At 68.6% G+C, this 16,918-nt stretch carries 13 protein-coding genes and 6 pseudogenes; 7 read left to right on the top strand and 12 right to left on the bottom strand.

Annotated elements, in window-relative coordinates:
* Nucleotides 1–545: 545 nt before the first annotated feature.
* From AC067M_RS13115 to AC067M_RS13090, 6 genes and pseudogenes are all read right to left on the bottom strand, one after another.
* On the bottom strand, nt 546–1,829 hold the full coding sequence (locus AC067M_RS13115) for an IS701 family transposase (RefSeq protein ID WP_478697083.1): 1,284 nt from the start codon (nt 1,827–1,829) through the stop codon (nt 546–548).
* A gap of 142 nt (nt 1,830–1,971) precedes the next feature.
* Entirely contained in the window at nt 1,972–2,397 is a 426-nt protein-coding gene (locus AC067M_RS13110) for a MarR family winged helix-turn-helix transcriptional regulator (RefSeq protein WP_478697114.1), read from the bottom strand.
* A pseudogene (locus tag AC067M_RS13105) lies at nt 2,394–2,929 on the bottom strand (transposase family protein); the annotation flags it as partial. The pseudogene AC067M_RS13105 and the gene AC067M_RS13110, both read right to left, overlap by 4 nt.
* 128 nt (nt 2,930–3,057) lie before the next feature.
* Entirely contained in the window at nt 3,058–3,666 is a 609-nt protein-coding gene (locus tag AC067M_RS13100) for a quinone oxidoreductase family protein (RefSeq protein ID WP_478697082.1), read from the bottom strand.
* Nucleotides 3,667–3,761: 95 nt separating this feature from the next.
* Nucleotides 3,762–3,926, bottom strand: a pseudogene (locus tag AC067M_RS13095) (alcohol dehydrogenase catalytic domain-containing protein); the annotation flags it as partial.
* A 106-nt stretch (nt 3,927–4,032) separates the two neighbouring features.
* The gene (locus AC067M_RS13090; protein WP_478697081.1) at nt 4,033–4,860 is read right to left on the bottom strand and encodes an SDR family NAD(P)-dependent oxidoreductase; all 828 of its coding nucleotides are present in this window, start codon (nt 4,858–4,860) and stop codon (nt 4,033–4,035) included.
* A gap of 111 nt (nt 4,861–4,971) precedes the next feature.
* Between AC067M_RS13090 and AC067M_RS13085 the strand changes: the two genes are divergently transcribed.
* Nucleotides 4,972–5,580, top strand: a complete 609-nt coding sequence (locus AC067M_RS13085; RefSeq protein ID WP_478697080.1) for a TetR/AcrR family transcriptional regulator — start codon at nt 4,972–4,974, stop codon at nt 5,578–5,580.
* A 464-nt stretch (nt 5,581–6,044) separates the two neighbouring features.
* Here the strand turns inward: AC067M_RS13085 and AC067M_RS13080 are convergent, their stop codons facing one another.
* The 3 genes from AC067M_RS13080 to AC067M_RS13070 all read right to left on the bottom strand — a co-directional run bounded on the left by AC067M_RS13080 (nt 6,045) and on the right by AC067M_RS13070 (nt 10,126).
* Complete coding sequence (locus AC067M_RS13080) at nt 6,045–8,246, bottom strand: MMPL family transporter (RefSeq protein ID WP_478697079.1); 2,202 nt, start codon at nt 8,244–8,246, stop codon at nt 6,045–6,047.
* A 162-nt stretch (nt 8,247–8,408) separates the two neighbouring features.
* Nucleotides 8,409–9,005, bottom strand: a complete 597-nt coding sequence (locus AC067M_RS13075; RefSeq protein ID WP_478697078.1) for a TetR/AcrR family transcriptional regulator — start codon at nt 9,003–9,005, stop codon at nt 8,409–8,411.
* 161 nt (nt 9,006–9,166) lie between these two features.
* Nucleotides 9,167–10,126: an NAD(P)-dependent alcohol dehydrogenase gene (locus AC067M_RS13070; RefSeq protein WP_478697077.1), complete on the bottom strand. Its 960-nt coding sequence runs from the start codon at nt 10,124–10,126 to the stop codon at nt 9,167–9,169.
* Between the two features lie 232 nt (nt 10,127–10,358).
* On the opposite strand from AC067M_RS13070, the gene AC067M_RS13065 reads away from it, so the two are divergent.
* Together AC067M_RS13065 and AC067M_RS13060 are read left to right on the top strand one after the other, a co-directional pair.
* A complete protein-coding gene (locus AC067M_RS13065) occupies nt 10,359–10,865 on the top strand; it encodes a TetR/AcrR family transcriptional regulator (RefSeq protein ID WP_478697076.1) in 507 nt (168 codons plus the stop codon).
* 252 nt (nt 10,866–11,117) lie between these two features.
* Nucleotides 11,118–12,056 (top strand): IS630 family transposase, encoded by a 939-nt coding sequence (locus AC067M_RS13060; RefSeq protein WP_478697075.1) that lies wholly within the window; start codon nt 11,118–11,120, stop codon nt 12,054–12,056.
* Nucleotides 12,057–12,309: 253 nt separating this feature from the next.
* Here AC067M_RS13060 and AC067M_RS13055 read toward each other — a convergent pair whose 3' ends face one another.
* Nucleotides 12,310–12,486: a DUF6262 family protein gene (locus AC067M_RS13055; protein ID WP_478697074.1), complete on the bottom strand. Its 177-nt coding sequence runs from the start codon at nt 12,484–12,486 to the stop codon at nt 12,310–12,312.
* On the bottom strand, nt 12,483–12,812 hold the full coding sequence (locus AC067M_RS13050; protein WP_478697073.1) for a transposase: 330 nt from the start codon (nt 12,810–12,812) through the stop codon (nt 12,483–12,485). The genes AC067M_RS13055 and AC067M_RS13050 overlap by 4 nt, the downstream gene beginning before the upstream one ends.
* A gap of 835 nt (nt 12,813–13,647) precedes the next feature.
* On the opposite strand from AC067M_RS13050, the pseudogene AC067M_RS13045 reads away from it, so the two are divergent.
* Nucleotides 13,648–14,807: pseudogene (locus tag AC067M_RS13045) on the top strand (alpha-L-fucosidase); the annotation flags it as partial.
* On the opposite strand, the pseudogene AC067M_RS13040 reads toward AC067M_RS13045, so the two are convergent.
* Nucleotides 14,807–14,977, bottom strand: a pseudogene (locus tag AC067M_RS13040) (glycoside hydrolase family 6 protein); the annotation flags it as partial. The pseudogenes AC067M_RS13045 and AC067M_RS13040 sit on opposite strands and share 1 nt — an antisense overlap.
* Between AC067M_RS13040 and AC067M_RS13035 the strand changes: the two are divergent.
* The 3 genes and pseudogenes from AC067M_RS13035 to AC067M_RS13025 form a co-directional block, all read left to right on the top strand.
* Nucleotides 14,943–15,176, top strand: a pseudogene (locus tag AC067M_RS13035) (glycoside hydrolase family 48 protein); the annotation flags it as partial. The pseudogenes AC067M_RS13040 and AC067M_RS13035 sit on opposite strands and share 35 nt — an antisense overlap.
* 124 nt (nt 15,177–15,300) lie before the next feature.
* A pseudogene (locus AC067M_RS13030) lies at nt 15,301–15,423 on the top strand (hypothetical protein); the annotation flags it as partial.
* Nucleotides 15,424–15,733: 310 nt separating this feature from the next.
* Entirely contained in the window at nt 15,734–16,756 is a 1,023-nt protein-coding gene (locus AC067M_RS13025) for a LacI family DNA-binding transcriptional regulator (RefSeq protein ID WP_478697072.1), read from the top strand.
* The last annotated feature ends 162 nt before the right edge of the window (nt 16,757–16,918 follow it).

The following is a 16,918-nucleotide window of genomic DNA, read 5'->3' as shown; positions in this document are numbered from 1 at the left end:
CCTTGACCAGGCTCACCATAGGGCGCCTAATTTCTTTCCGCAGGCCGAATCCCCCCTCGTCCGCCTTCCCCGCCGCTCTGATCAGGTCGCCCACAACGCAGTGGAGCACTCGTGGTCACAAGGAAGCCGTGCACCGATCGCAGGAGACCGTTCCCCAGGACGCGGTCGGCGCTGCCGGCCGCCTGTGTGGCGACCGGGATCCTGACCGCGGTATCAGCCTGTGGCGGAACCGGCACGACCACGAAGGACGGTCTCGCCCAAGCATCGAAGATCGACGACAGCCTGCTCACCGTCATGCTGCCCGCCTCCACCTGCATCCGGCTCACGCTCCGGCTGGGCCTGCGTACGCGGACACCGAGCTTCGATGCCGACATGACCGCGATCGCGGCCGACCCGGTGACGCGGCAGTGGTGGAAGCTCACCGATCCATGCCAGGAACCGTGGCCGGGGCACCGGGGCCCAGTGGACGGACCTCCTCGAGATCTGGCATCTCGGCGAGCCGGGACCCGACGGTCCCTCCTAGTGCTCCAGTGCGGTTTCGTGATTTACCCAGCAGGTCCGTCGGCGGATCTTCGTCGGTAGTGGCTGCGTCGGGCTGTGGCCTGGTGACGTCTGCGCCAGGTTGACCAGTGCACCAGCCTGGCCGCAGTCACGGCTGGCAGGGGAAAGACGGCGGCAAGCAGGTGGCGGATCTCCGGGACGGTCAGCTTGATCGGGTCATTGCTTTGGACGTGGTGGTGTGGATCGGCGGGCTTGTCCGGGGCCGCGTCGGCGGCGACGGCGGTCAGGAAGGCCAGGGCAAGCATGGCGAGGGTGATGTGCCGGTGCCATGAGGTCCAGTGCCTGACCTGGTAGTGGTCGAGTCCGACTTGGCCCTTGGCGGCCTGGAAGCATTCTTCGACGCTCCAGCGGACACCGGCGACGCGGACTAGTTCGGACAGAGGTACTTTGGCGGGTGACCAGCACAGGTAGAAGGCGAGTTCGCCGGTGGATCGGTTACGGCGGATGACGAGGTGGCGGTGGCTGCCGGTGCCGATGTGGATCCAGGCCCAGTCGTAAAAGCGCGGGCCTTTCACACCGTTGCCGGTGCTCTGGCGGTGCCAGGCAGTGGCGGGCAGGCGGCCTGCGACGGTGTCCGCGCGGATGGGAGTGCGGCCGTTGTTGATGCGGACCCGAATCGAGCAGGCGACCGCCAGGACGTAGCCGATGCCGCGTTTCTCCAGGGCTGTTCGCAACTTCGGGTCCTGGCCGTAGGCTTCGTCGCCGGTCACCCAGGAGGCGGTGATGCCACCGTCGAGCGCGGCGGCAATCATCTCGCCGGCCAGGCAGGGCTTGGTGGCGAAGGTCACCTCGTCGGGTATTCCGGCGGCCCGGCGACGCTCGGGGTCGGTGCACCAGGAGTGCTCGGGCAGGTAGAGCCGACGGTCGATCAACGCCCGTCCCCGGCGGGTGGCGTAGGCGAGGAATACACCAACCTGGCTGTTCTCGATGCGTCCGGCAGTGCCGGTGTACTGCCGCTGCACGCCCGCCGAGGCGGAACCCTTCTTCAAGAAGCCGGTCTCGTCCACGATCAGGACACCGCCGTCGGCGCCGAGGTGTTCGGCAGCGTAGGCGCGGACATCGTCGCGGATCGCATTGGCGTCCCAGCGGGCTTCCCGAAGCAGGCGCTGCATCGGCCCGGGCCGGACATGACCGGCTTGTTCTGCCAGTTGCCACCAGTTCTTCCGCTCGGCACCCGATAGCAGCCCGAGCAGACAGGCACGGGCGGTCCCCCTCGGTTCCACCCGCCCGAACCGCCCCGCGATCCGGGCCATGATCTGGTCGAACATCGCCCGCCAGCGGTCAGGGTCTACGCTATGGCCCGCGGCCACCGCACGATCTTCAGGAGTCCACACAGCCTCCGATGATCACGGGGTGGCCGCACACGCTCCCGCCCGGGCGGTCACAAGAGCGCGCAACGACAACGGATGACTACGCGCCCCCGACGCCCTCGACATTGGCCACCATCTTGCGCAGTACCTTAAGCGCGGCCACGTATTCTTCGTCGCTGATGCCCTGGTGGACCACGGCCCGTACCTCGGTCGCCAGCTCACGGAGCCGCGCTCTGGCGGCCTCCCCGGCATCCGTGAGGTGCAGGCGCTGCCCGTCGTCGATCCGGAGCCATTCGCGGTGGAGCAACTGGTCGACGACCCTGGCGATTTCGTGCGGCCCGTCGGCAAGGTGCGTCAGCTGCGCGACGACCTCCTCGCGGCTCGGCGCTGTGGGACCGCCGTTCACGCGGTTGAGTACCCAGTACTGCGGCTGCGTGACGTCGATCTTGGCCATGGCATCACGCAGGTGCCGGGTGACGGTCGCATGGGTCAGGCCGCACCAGTAGCCGACCGGCTGAGTCTCCAGACCTTCCGGACCCCGTAGACGCTGAAGTTGTCCGTGTGGACACGGCTGATGTGCGTCTTCAGCTCGGCGTCGCGGACAGCACGTGCGCTGGGGGTACGGTTCTTGGCGGCGTAGTAGGTGCTCGTTGCGATCTTGAGTCCGTGACTGGTCAGGACTCGGCAGATCGGCTCGACCCCGAACACCTGGCGGTGTGCGTCGATGAACGCTACGAGCGCTTCGACGGCCGGTCGAGCTCGGCCGCGAAGAAAGCCGAGGCCGCCTTGAGGATCTCGTTGGCCCGTCGCAGTTCGGCGTTCTCGGCCTTGAGCCGCTTGATCTCCGCAGCCTCATCGGAGGTGACGCCGGGCCGCTGCCCGGAGTCAACCTGCGACTTGCGGACCCATGTCCGCACCGTCTCTGCGGCGCCGATGCCCAGCTTCGCAGCGACCGCCTTCATCGCGGCCCACTCGGTCGGATAGTTCGGACGGATCTCCGCGACCATGCGCACCGCGCGCTCACGAAGCTCAGCAGGGTAGGGGGACGGACGTGCCATGGCTCGATCCTCTCAGGGAATCGAGCCTTCATCAGACCCGGAGCGATTCAATCTGCATGGGCAGCGTCATGGCTGTCTTCTCTTTCCTGATCACGGGTTGTGGAGGTCGTTGTCGCGTGACGGGGCCGTCACGGCGTCATGACCACCCGGCCGAGACGGCCGCGCTGCTCGGCGTAGCGGTGCGCGTCGGCGGCGTCGGCGAGCGGGAAGGTCCGGTCGACGAGCACCTCGAGGTCGCCCTCGGCGACCCGGCGGAAGATGTCAGCGAGGTAGGCGCGCACGCGAGGCGTGTGGAAGATCTTGCTGAGCATGAAGCCCTTCATCGTGAGGTCGCCCATGGCGGGCGTGACCGGGTCGATCAGGGGCTGGCCGGCCGAGGCTCCGAGGAAGGCGATCGTGCCGCCCTCGCGCGTGGCGAGGATCAGCTCCTGGGTCATCGGACCGCCGACGGGATCGACGACCAGGTCGACACCGACGCCGTCGGTGAGGTCCAGGACGCGTTTGCGCACGTCTTCGGTGGTGTAGTCGATGCCGTCGTGCAGGCCGAGCCGGCGCAACGCGTCGAGTTGCCGCCGGCTCGACCCCGTCCCGATGACCCGCGCCCCGGCCTTCGCCGCGAGCTGCACCGCGGCGAAACCGACACCGCCCGCCACGCCCTGCACCAGCACGGTGCTGCCCGTGGTGACCGCGGCCTGCTCGAACAGCGCCTCGTAGGCGGTGCCGAACGCGACCGGCACGCACGCCGCCGCCGCGTCGATACCGTCGGGCAGACCCAGCAGTGATCCGGGCGCACCACCCGGAGTTCGGCATGCGAGCCGGTCTCTCCGAAGGCACTCACGCGCTGGCCGACCCGCAGACCGGTGATGTGCTCGCCGACGGCGATCACCGTGCCCGCGGTGCTGTAGCCGACGATGTGGGGGCTGTGCGGGAGCGGGATCCTCTGCCGGTTGAGCAGGTCACCGCCCTCGATGCTGATGGCCTCGACACGGATCAGCACCTCGTCGGCGCCGGGTACGGGGTCGGCGACCTCTTCGTAGCTGAGCACCTCGGGACCCGTTCTCGCGGTATACGGCTGCTTTCATGATCGTTTTACTCCTGTCTCGTTACAGGTTGCCGTGGGCGCGTGCGGACACGTCGGCCCATTCGTCCCAGAGGGACAGTCGTGCGGTGTACTGGCTGCGGACCCTGGGCAGGACCGCCTTGCCCAGGGCCAGTCGCAGCGGTGGCTCGGTGGCGTCGATCGCCGCGAACACGGCGGGCGCGGTTGCGGCGGGGTCGGCGACGTGTGCCGGATCGAAGCCCGCGAGCAGGGCTCGGCGAGCCTCGTCGTAGGCGGGGATCTCGGGGGAGGCCTTGGCGGAAGCGGCGCTGGCGAACTCGGTGGCGTAGGGGCCGGGTTCGATGATGGTCACCTTGATGCCGAGGTGGGCGGCCTCCCGCGACAAGGCGTCCATCATGCCCTCCAGTGCCCACTTGGAGGCGTTGTACAGGCCGAGGGTCGGCTCGCCGACCAGTCCGGCCATGCTGGACACCGACACGACGTGGCCGCTTCCCTGCTCGCGCAGTATGGGCAGCGCCGCCTGCGTCACCCACAGGGCCCCGAGCAGGTTGGTGTCCAGCAACTGCCGGACATCGGCCTCCCGGACTTCTTCGACAGCGCCGCGCAAGGCGTAACCGGCGTTGTTGACGACCACGTCGAGTCGCCCGAAGTGGTCGTGGGCGGCGGCCACGGCGTCGAACACGGCGCCGCGCCGGGTGACGTCCAGCGGCAGGATCAGCGCGGTGTCGGGGAACGCCTCGGCCAGCGGCTTGAGCCGGCTCTCGTCGCGTGCCGTGGCGACGACCCGGTCACCCCGCTTCAGCGCGGCCTCCGCCCACAGCCGGCCGAAGCCGCGTGAGCAGCCGGTCATGAACCAGACCTTCTCGGTCATGTGTCTCCCCTTGCGTCAGTCAGGAAGTAAGATGAACCATGGTTCGACTTCATCGTGAACCATGGTTCATCTTTTGGCAAGGCGTGAAGTGGAACTGAGTGAGGAGAAGCTGTGACCGGAGGTCGGACGCTGCGTGCCGATGCTGTGCGCAACCGCAAGAAGATCCTTGCCGCCGCTCGTGAGCAGGTGACCGCGCACGGCCCGGACGTGGGGATGGACGAGATCGCCGCAGCGGCGGGGGTGGCCGTGGGCACCCTGTACCGCCACTTCCCGACCAAGACCGACCTGGTCGCCGCCGTCATGGCGGAGTTCGTCGCGCGGATCGCCGACGACATCGAGGCCGCCTGTGGGCGCGCCGCGGCGGGAGGGCGTGCGTGGGACGAACTCACCGGCTTCCTGGCCCGCCTCATCGAGGACGCGGCGACCGACCATGCCATCAAGACGGCGACTCAGACGCTCGGCGCCGTCCCCGACGACAAGGCCGACGAGGACCGTGCCGGCATGGCCCTCGCCAACCTCATCCGCACTGCCCAGTCCGACGGCGATCTCCACCCGGACATCAGCGTCGAGGACATCTACCTGCTCTTTTCTTCCGTACCCACCGACTGTCCGCCGACGGCACGCACCCGCTGGCTCACCCTCGTCCTCTTCGGACTCAACCCACATGGCCGCGCCGGCGATCGCACGAATGCGCGACGGGGGGAGCGCTCATCCAGCTGATGCGGACCGGCGCCCCTCGGCGGCGGGCCGAGCGGGTCGCCACGATCAATCAGGCCGTGACCTCGCCCGCCGCCGCCAAGGTTGCCCGTGCAAGCTCCCGCCGCTGACGCGAGACCGTGGCGTGCGCGTCGTCGCTGGTCCCGGTGAACCGGTTTGGCGACCAGTCGCAGCGTCTTACCCGGGACCACCAGCTTCTCAACCACGGCGCTGACCACGCATTCCATGCGCGGACGCACCGTCCGTGGCTGCGGGGACCGGGAAGACTTCGTCACACCCCACCAACGCGGCCACGACTCCAACAGACACTCTCACAGGCCCCGAACCAGCCGATTCAGCCACCCGCGAAGTACGGAGCTAGCTGTCCGATACACGCGTCCCGAACGAATTCCGGGCACCGGCCCGACCGGGCGTACGAGAAGGGCGCCCAAGGACAGCGGGGCGCCCTTCTCGTATCGGGGGAGGGATCAGAGCCCTACGAGCTCCCGGTCCTCGTCCACGTCGCCGTCCTTCGGGCGGTCGTGCGCGCGCAGGCTCTCGCCCTCGACGTCGACGTTCGGCAGGGCGCGGTCGAGCCACTTCGGGAGCCACCAGGCCTTCTTGCCGAGCAGCGTGAGCACCGCCGGGACGATCGCCATGCGGACGACGAACGCGTCGAAGAAGACGGCGACCGTGAGCCCGACGCCGAACATCTTGATCACGGTATCGCCGGAGGAGATGAAGCCTCCGAAGACGGCCATCATGATGACCGCGGCGGCGGACACGACCCGGGCGCTGTGCTTGAACCCGCTGACGATGGCCTGGTTCGGGGACTCTCCGTGGATGTACGCCTCCCTGATGCGGGTCACGAGGAACACCTCGTAGTCCATCGCGAGGCCGAAGACCACGCCGACCATGATGATCGGCACCATCGACATGATCGGGCCGCTCTCCTCGACGCCGAGCAGGCCGCCGAGCCAGCCCCACTGGAAGACCGCGACGACGGCGCCGAGCGCGGCGAGGACGGAGAGCAGGAAGCCGAGGGCCGCCTTCAGCGGGACCAGGATCGAACGGAAGACCGCGATCAGCAGCAGGAAGGCCAGGCCGACCACCAGCGCCAGATAGGGGAGCAGGGCGTCGGTGAGCTTCTGCGAGAAGTCGATGTTCATCGCGGTGGTGCCGGTGACCAGGACCTTCGCGTCCGCCTCGGAGGCGATGTCGTCCCGGATGGCGTGCACCAGGTCCTCGGTCTGTGTGGAGGACGGCTTGGAGGCCGGGATCACGGTGACGGTGAAGGTGTCCCCGGCCTTGTTGAACGTCGCGGGCGTCACCGTCGCGACATCGTCCAGGCCCTTGATCTTGTCGGTCAGCTCGGCGGCCGCGGCCTTCGGGTCGGCGCTGCCCTGGGCGTCGCCGACGATCAGCAGCGGACCGTTGAAGCCGGGGCCGAACCCCTCCGAGAGGAGGTCGTAGGCGCGCCGCTGGGTGGTGGACGTCGGCTGCGAGCCGTCGTCGGGCAGACCCAGCTCCATGGAGCTCACCGGAAGGGCGGCGACGCCCAGGCCGACGACGCCGAAGAGGAGGACGGCGACGGGACGGCGGATGACGAAGCTCGCCCAGCGGGTGCCGAGGCTCGGCTTGTCCGCCTTCTTCTCCACGGACTTCTTGCGCTTCTCCCCCTCTGGCCGGACCCTCCGCCCCGTGTATCCGAGCAGCGCCGGGATCATGGTCAGCGCGATGAGGACGGCGATGAGGACCGTGCCGGAGGCCGCGAGGCCCATCTTGGTCAGCATCGGCACGCCGATCACCGACAGTCCGGCCAGCGCGATGACGACCGTGAGGCCCGCGAAGACCACGGCCGAGCCGGCGGTGCCGGTGGCCCGGCCGGCCGCTTCCTCGCGGTCGCGGCCTTGGGCGAGTTCGCTCCGGTAGCGGGAGACGATGAACAGGGCGTAGTCGATGCCGACCGCGAGCCCGATCATCGAGGAGAGGGTGGACGTCGTGTCGCCGAGGTCGAGCGTCTTGGCGAGGGCGGTGATGGTGGAGACGCCGATGCCGACGCCGATGATCGCGGTCAGCAGCGGGAGCCCGGCCGCGATCAGGGAGCCCAGGGTCATGACCAGGACGACGGCGGCGATGGCGAGGCCGACGATCTCACCGGCCGCCGGCGGTTCGGACTCGGCCTGCAGCGCGTCGCCGCCGACCTCGACGGTCAGCCCCGCGTCCCGGGCCTCGTCCCCGGCCGCCTCCAGCTCTTCCCGGGTGGAGTCCTTGAGCTCCCTGGAGGGGGCGTCGTAGGTCACGGAGGTGTAGGCGACCGTGCCGTCCTTGCTGACGGCGTTGGTCGTGTAGGGGTCGGTGACGGAGACGACCTCGGAGTCGTCGCCGAGCGCGGCCACGGTCTTCGCGACCGTCGCCTTGTTGGCGGCATCCGTCATCTTCTGGCCCTCGGGCGCCTTGAAGACGATGCGGCCGGTCGCGCCGTCGGCGCTGCCGCCGGGGAAACGCTGATCCAGCAGGTCGAAAGCTTTCTGCGCCTCGGTGCCGGGGATCGAGAACGAAGAGGATCCGGCAGCGGGCGCGTTGGCCGCGGCGACGCCCGCGAGCGTCAGCAGGGCCACCCATATCAGGGCGACGAAATGGCGTCGCCTGAAGGCGAGTCGGCCGAGTTTGTACAGGAAAGTGGCCACGTTGGCGTACTCCCGGTCAGGTCGTGGGGTGGAGGGTCTGTGCTCCGGCGCAGGCCCTGGGCAGGGTGATCAGCCCGGTGGGTGGCAGGGGTGATCGGCCCGACGGCGTGAGCAGTGACGTCAGGTGCGTGGAGGACTACGGGGATGGACGGGTACGGGGATTTACTGGACGCCGAGGGCCGGGAGGACCAGGGCGTCGATGTACGAGAGGAGGGAGGCCTGCGTCGGCGGCTTCTCGTCGATCATCGTGCGGGCGGCGAACCAGCCGATCATCATGTGGATCATGAACTCGATCGCCGGGTTGTCCGCGGCGACCTCGCCCCGGTCGATCGCCCGCTGCACCAGGCGGCGGAACTCCGCCGTCTCCGGCTCGATGAGATGTTCACGGAACGCCTTCAGGAGATCCCGATTGCCGTGGATCGCCATGGCCAAGCCCCGCATCAGCGCAGAGTTCTGCTCCATCTTGGCGTCGTCCGAACACAGGGTGAGGGCGTGCAGGTCTCCCCTGAGCGACCCGGTGTCGATCTCGGCGAGGCCGGCCCCGGGCTTGTCGTGCCGTACGGCCTTGGCGACCAGCTCGGCCTTGCCGCCCCACTGGCGGTAGAGCGTGGCTTTGCTGGAGCGGGTGCGGGCGGCGACGGCGTCCATGGTGAGGGCGTCGTAGCCGACCTCGCGGAGCAGGTCGAGCACGGCCATGTACAGTTCGGCCTCACGCTCGGGTGTGATCCAACTACGCCGCGCCGTTGCGGTCTCAGTCATCCCACTCACCTTCCTCACCTGTCTCGTCTGTTCGCCCGTGTCGTTGGCTGTCTGGTCGGCACATGTGGTCGCCGTTACGCGGTCAGCCATTCGTCGAGATCGTGGCGAACCGTTGTACATGAACGCTGCTTCGTCCTCCTTGAGGTGACGCCACGACGACGTCAGGCCGCGGCCTTGCCCATGTCGAGAAGCACGCTGCCCACCTTGTGCCGTGAATCCACTCGCCGGTGGGCGGAGACGACGTCTTCCAGGGGCATCGTGCTGTCGATGATCGGCTCGATCGATCCGTCGGCCACTCCACGGAGGAGGTCCGCGGCGCCGTCGCTGCGCCCCAAGGAGGACCCGGTCACCAGGGCACGGCGGGGGCTGAGCATCTGCCCCAACGACGCACGCAGAAGCACCAGCTTGCCGCCGCTCGTGAGCAAGCGGTCCGCGTCGCTCGCACCGAGGTTCCCCACCGTGTCGAGGACGAGGTCGTACCTCTCCGTGTGAGCACTCAGGGGCTCACGGGTGTGGTCGACCACAGCGTTGGCACCGAGTCGTCGCACGAGCGCGGCGTTCGCGGCACTCGCGACGCCGGTGACGTACGCACCACGAGCGCGAGCGATCTGGGTCGCCATCAAGCCGATCTCCCCCGAGGCTCCGTTGACCAGGACCCGCGCGCCTGCCGCGATCCCGCCGCGCTCGAGGAAGTAGACGGCGGTGGTCCCCCCGAACAGCGTCGCCGCAGCCTGCCGCATCGACACGTCGGAGGGGATGGGCACGCATGCCGACGCCCGCGCCACCACGTACTGCGCGTGGGTGCCGGCCTCCATGCCCTTGACGCCGCACACCCTGTCACCGACGGAGACGTCGGTGACCTGCGCACCGACGCCGACCACCTCGCCGGCGAACACGCACCCCAGGATCTTGCGACGGGGGCGGCGGACGCCGAGCGCGAGGCGTCCACCGGCCCCCGTGCCCGGCGGGAAGTCGGCCGCACGTTGGAGGGTGTCGCCACGCGTCACAGCGGCTGCGACCACCCGCACCAATACCTCACTCGAACCGAGGGACGGCTTCGGCACCTCGGCGACACGGACGACCTCCGGCGGCCCGTAGGCCTCGTACACGGCAGCGAGCATGATCAGTTCTCCTGGGAAAAGGGTCGGACGAGGTCAGCGGTCGACACCGGTCGACGTCCACGACGTGCACCGCTTACTCTCCTTGCAGCGAATGAAACGGGATTCTCATCCCGCTTCTCGATACGATACGGGATGGCGATCCCGTTTAGGAAGGAGTCCCGTGACATCCACCGATCCAGCACCAGCTCCACGGAGCCGACGGTCGGACGCCGTCCGGAACCGTCAGCGCATCGTGACCGCAGCAGCCGCACTCTTCGCCGCTGACGGGCTGTCCGTGTCGGTCGCAGACGTCGCCCGAGCCGCCGGGGTGGGGACGGGGACCGTGGGGCGACACTTCGAGACCAAGACCGAGCTCATCCAGGCCGCCCTCGCCGACCCCATCGTCGAGGTCATCGCGCGGGCCGACCGGGCCGACCGGCTCGAGCCCATGGCGGCCCTGCACGAGGTGTTCCACTCGATGGTCGAAGCAGCCGCAGCGCACCGGGGCCTCGGCGACGCACTCGACGGGCTGGGTGGCTGGGAGGTCACCGCCGCGCTCCACCAGATCGGGGCAGCGGACATCCGACGCGTCCTCGACCGCACGCTCATCCGCGCAGCACGATCGGGCGCGCTGCGGGACGACATCACCGCCACCCAGGTACTCCAGCTCGCGATCGCTTGCATCAAGGTGCACCGGGAAGAAGGACGACGATCGTCCGAGATCACCCAGGACATCGTCCTTCGAGGCCTTCGCCGCTGACCCGCTGAGCGCGCAGGACCCCGGGCGGAGCTGCACTGGCGGCACCCCAGGACGGGTGCCGGCGCCAGGATGACGCCCCCTCCCTGCGCGCGTCCGGCGTGTGCGGATCAGTGACCAGCCGGCGGGCCGACTCAGCGGGCGGCCGAGGAAGGGCACGACGAGCGCGAACAACCGCTCAGCGCCAGGTCCGCGATCGCTGCCATTCGCGGCGCCTTCCACTTCGGTCTTGTCGAACTTCGGCGGCCGGCCACCGTGCGAACCGCGTTTCTTGCGGTTGGCGACCTGGTCGCGCTTCTCCGGGATCGTGCAGCGGAGCGCGGCGGCGGGAAGGCACAGGTGCCGCCGCGGACGCGTGGCCGGGTGATCGCGCTGACCAGAATGACACCGCCCGCGGAAACGGGCCTGACGCACTGGTCGACGCGCACGCTCGCCGCGTATCTGAAGCGGACCGAGGGCATCAAGATCTCCTTCCACTACGTCGCCCGCGTGTGGCGCGAGGAGAACCTGAAGCCCTTCCGGACGGGCACCTTCAAACTCTCGAAGGATCCGGCGTTCGCGGAGAAGGTCGCCGACATCGTCGGGCTGTACCTCGACCCGCCCGGTGGCGCGGTGGTCCTGTCGGTCGACGAGAAGACGCAGATCCAGGCGCTGGACCGGACCCAGCCGGTCCTGCCGGTGACCTTCGCCGCCACGGAGAAGCGCACCCACGACTACATCCGGCACGGCACCACGAACCTGTTCGCCGCCCTGAACACCGCCACCGGCGAAGTGATCGGCGAGTGCAAGCCGAGCCGGAACGCGGCGAACTTCCTGGCTTTTCTGAAGAAGGCGGTGAAGCCGCATGCCGGAAAGGAGATCCACGTCGTCCTGGACAATCTCTCCACGCACACCACTCCGGAGGTGAAGGCATGGCTGGCGAAGAATCCCCACGTGCACTTCCACTTCACCCCCGTCGGCTCCTCCTGGCTGAACCAGATCGAGATCTGGTTCGGGATCATCACCCGGCAGTCCATCCGCCGCGGGACGTTCTCCAGCGTCCATGTCCTGATCAAGCAGATCCGCGACTACATCGACTCCTGGAACGTGAACGCGAAACCCTTCACGTGGACCGCCACCGCCACCGAGATCCTCGCCAAGGTCCGCCTCGTCCAGACGAAGGTGAGGAAACTCGTCAAACGCGAACTGACATGAACCGGGTCACGGGACACTAGGTGCACGACTTGGCGCTGGAGTTCTTCATGGTCGGCGAGCGCGCCCAGTCCCGATTCGCGCCAGGTCTGCTCGCCCATGAGCTCCGACAGGCGCCGCTCCAGGCGCCAGATCTGTGTGACGAGCCGGGTGTTGCGAGCATGGGAGTTGGCAAGGTCGGCTTGGAGCGACGCCAGGCTGACAGGCGGGCCAGCCGAAGACGGCGATCCGTGCGGTTCGCGTTCGGCCGCGTGGATCAGCGCGAGCAGGTCGCGGTGCGGTAGAGGAAGGTGCGGTCGATGCCAGCATGCCGGGCGATGCCGCTCACGCTGACCGTTGTCCCGTCGGCAACAGCTTTCTGGAGGGCGGTCTTTACCCGCCGGCGGCGACGCTCACTGTCGGCGCGGCGGCCGTCGGCCATGGCCGCGCTCATGCGGACCCCACGCTGTGGACGTCGGACACGGGCAGGCCGATGCGCGGCATGCCGAGCATCGTCGTCCGGCTGCGGCGGACGACAGCGACGGCCTCGCTGATCTGCGCCTGCTCCTCCGGCGTGAGGCCGCCGAGATCGGCCTTGACGCGGTCGATCAGTCGGCGCACCCGGCGGATCTCCTCCTGCGAGGGCATCGCCTCGCTGCGCGCCCAGTCGTCCGCGGCGAACGTCGACATCAGCCTCTCCCGGCTTCGCAGCAGGTCGGCCAGGTATGCCTGGAGGTCGGGCAGGTAGGAGACGTCCGTGCGAAAGTGGTCGCAGCCCACGCACCGGAACCGGATGGGGCAGCTCTGGCCGCCGGCTACCACGTTCGAGGGCTGCTCTCGCCCTCCGCGACCTGCTGGACGATCCGGATCTGCGCAGGTGTCAGGTCGAGCGATGTCGGGGACGGGCGTGCCGGTCGGGCACTCGCGAGAGCTCTTGATCCTTTCGGGGAGGAATGGCTGTTCGAGCAGGTAGGCGCGGGCCGCAGCCCTGGGTTCCACCCGCAGGAACGGCCCGCGATCCGGGCCATGACCTGCTCGAACATCGCCCACCAGCGGACAGTGTCTACGCTTTGGCCTGCGGCCACCGCACGATCTTCAGGAGTCCACCCAACCCCCGATGATCACGCGGTGGCCGTACCCGTTCCCAGCCGGGTCCGCGACAAGATCGCGAAATGAGACTGGAGTACTAGGAGGCAGGCGGCGTAGGGAGCTCTCCGGCGACGCGCTGCGCAACAAGGTAACGAGAACAACAGCATGAGACCCGCACGGCTCATCGTGGGACTGCTGCAAACACTGCTGGTGGCAACAGCCGTCATCCTGCCAGCACAAGCGGCGCACGCGGCCGACACCAACTTCTACGTGGACCCCGCCAACGGCAGTGACAGCAATTCGGGAACCAGTACATCAGCGGCGTTCAAGACGATCGCAAAGGCTCGCGACGCGGTGCGCGCGGTGAACTCGGGCATGTCCGGGGACATCGTCGTGAACCTGCGCGGGGGCACGTACTCCCTGACCAGCCCGGTCGGCTTCACCACCGCGGACTCGGGCTCCAACGGCAAGACTGTCTCGCCGTACGTTTCTCGGTGCCGCGGGTGCGGCGACCGCCGCGACCGCGCTGCCGATCGTCCCCGGCTTCTCCGGCCTGCTGTCGCAGGCTGCCGCCGCAGACACGCAGACCAACCTGAGCAAGATGGTCGACCTGCGGTTCGGCATGTTCAACCACTTCAGTCTGGGCACGTTCACCAACCAGGAATGGGCGGCACCGAACCAGAGCCCCACTCTCTTCGCTCCCCCGAGCGTCAACTGCGCGCAGTGGGCTGACGCGGCGGTTGCCGCCAAGATGGGTTACGGCATCCTGACCACCAAGCACCATGACGGTTTCGCCCTGTGGCCGAGCGCCTACGGCACCCAGAACGTCGCGAACAGCTCCTACAAGCACGACGTCGTCCAGGCGCACTGCGACGCCTTCCGGGCGAAAGGGCTGAAGGTCGGGTCGTACTTCTCGGTCTGGGACCGCACCTTCGGCGTCGAGGCATGGGAGAGCCGGCACAAGGTGTCCGGGCTCGACATCACCGATGCCATCCAGCCCAGCCACATGACCTTCATCCTCGGCCAGATCCGCGAGCTGCTCACCAACTACGGCGCCATCGACACGTTCATGACTGATGGTTACGCATGGCAGATGGGGCAGCAGGCCGTCTCCTGCCAGAGCATCCGCTCACTCGTGAAGGAGCTGCACCGGACTGCGTCATGCTCGACATCGGCGGGCTGTCGGAGCCCTTCCTCAGCGACGCGATCTTCTTCGAGGAGCTGCTGGGCGTCACGGCGCCGACGGGCAACACCTACGCAGGAATGCAGGGACAGACCATCAGCAACGGCTGGTTCTGGCACCCCACCACCCCGACCGAGGGCCTCATGAGCAAGGACGCGATCCTCTCGCACCTGGCCGACCTGGAACCGAAGTACATCTCGTTCATCCTCGACTGCCCGCCCAACCGCAACGGCCTGCTGGACACCAACATCGTCAACCGGCTCGCCGAGGTCAGCGCGGCCTGGAGCCCCGACACCGCCAGGCCACCGCTGCCCACCCAGATGCTGCGCGCCGAACACCCCGTCACACCGGTCAACGCGTACGCCACCGGCTTCCACACCGGCGAGGGCCCGTTCAACGCCATCGACGGACTCAGCGACAAGGGCTACGAGACCTGCTGGTCGACCTGGAGCCTGTCGCTGCCGCAGTCCATCACCATCGACCTGGGCGGCGTGTGGAGCAGTGGGGCGTTGCCGTTGCGGGGGTTGCCGCCGTAGGTCGGGTCACACATCCGGTCGAAGCCTTTGCCCTCGTCGTTGGGGACGGCGGCGCTGTTGCCGTCCGACTCCCCCGGCGGCTTGACCCACACGTAGGCGTCGATGCCGGCGGCCGGAGCCTCGGTCGGCCCTTCACCCGCCTTCACCTCCACGATGGGAGCGCTCCCACAAGAGTGGTTCGGCTTCCAGGCGTGGTCGATGGAGCGGGTCGCCGAGTACTACCAGCAGACGGGGAACGCCGCCGCGAAGGCGGTCCTCGACAAGTGGGTCAAGTGGGCGCTGTCCAAGACCACGATCAACCCGGACGGCACCTGCCAGATTCCCTCCACGCTCCAGTGGTCGGGCCAGCCCGACACCTGGAACGCGTCAAGTCCCGGTGCCACAGCGGACTTACGTCACCGTCGCCGACTACACCAACGACGTCGGCGTGGCGGCCGCGTAAAGCGGCTGGAGCGGCAGGATGCCGAACGGCGAGAGCATCGACGCGTCCTCGACGTTCTCCTCGATACGGTCCTTCTACAAGAACGACCCGCACTTCGAAGATCGAGGCCTACCTCAAGGGCGGCGCCGCGCCCGTCTTCACCTACCACCGGTTCTGGCCCAGGCGGACATCGCCCTGGCCATGGGCTCGTACGCGGACCTCCTGGAGCAGCCCACGCCGGCGCTCCGCGTACGCGACCCGTCACCGGGCGACGGGGTCACCCGGCCCGGCGGCCGCCACCCGCACCAGGGGGCCGCCCGGCCCTCGCGCGCGATTCCAGCACGACCAAGCAGACGGGAGCGCTCCCAATCTCTGGGCGCAGGGCGACCGCCTATAACCAGGCCACTGGCGAAGTCATGCCCTCGATCTCCTCCGGCCGGTAAGATCGGTGATCTCTTGGGGGGAGGTGGTCATGGGCAGACGACGCCCGGGGACACCGACGCTGGAGGAGGTGGCCGCCCACGCGCGGGTGGGACGGGGCACGGTCTCCCGCGTCATCAACAACGCGGCAGGCGTGAAGGATTCGACGCGTCGGGCCGTACAGCGGGCCATCGAGGAGTTGGGTTACGTGCCCAATCTCGCGGCCCGTTCCCTGGCCGGGCGGCGGGCCGACGCCGTCGCCCTGGTCATGACGGAGCCGGACTGGCGGCAGTTCGCCGAGCCCTTTTTCTCCGAGATCGTCCGCTCGCTCGGAGACGCGCTGACCGACACCGGCATCCAACTGCTGCTGACCTTGGTCCGCTCGGACGCCGAGCGGCAGCGCTTCCTCGAGTACGCGCGCGGCGGTCGGGTCGACGGCGTCCTGCTGATGTCCGTGCACGCCGGTGATCCGCTTCCGGACATGCTCGCCGAAGCCCGGTTGCCCACCGTGATGCTGGGGCGCCGCTCTGGGGAGGAGTACGTCAGCTACGTCGACGCGGACAACATCGGCGGAGCCCGCAGCGCCGTCTCCCACCTGCTGAGACAGGGCCGCAGAGTGATAGCGACCATCACCGGGCCGCTCGACCTGTACGCCGCCCAGTGCCGGCTGCGCGGCTACGAAGAGGCCCTGGCGCAGGCGGGACTGGAGGGCGAGCAGACCCGTGTCGCCGAAAGCGACTTCACGGCGGAGAGCGGACGCCGCGCCATGGCCGAGCTCATCGAACGGCATCCGGACATCGACGGGGTCCTCGCCGCGTCGGACACCACAGCCGCGGGGGCTCTGGAGGCCCTGCGGGCGGCCGGACGCCGTGTGCCCGAGGATGTCGCCGTGATCGGCTTCGACGACTTCACGCTGGCCCAGCGGACCGAACCGCGGCTGACGACGGTACGGCAGCCGATCGAGGAGATCGGGCGAGCCATGATCCGACTGCTCCTGGAGGAGATGGAGGAGGGCGCCGTGGCCTGGCGTCACGTCATCCTCCGTACGGAGCTGGTGGTACGCGAGTCGACCTGACCTTCGTCGGCGAACCTGCCGGGAGCGCTCCCGGCGTCGGCGCGCGCAAACCTGTCCAGGGAGCGCCCCCGGTGCCGGCGCTCTGCGTCTCGGTGCCCGTGCCTGACCTGCGTATCCGAAATCGTTTCGACAGGTTCTCGTCGACAGCCTTGTCATGGACCT

This window comes from Streptomyces sp. NPDC043427, from assembly GCF_056436655.1.
This window is presented reverse-complemented; position numbering and strand designations above follow the sequence as displayed.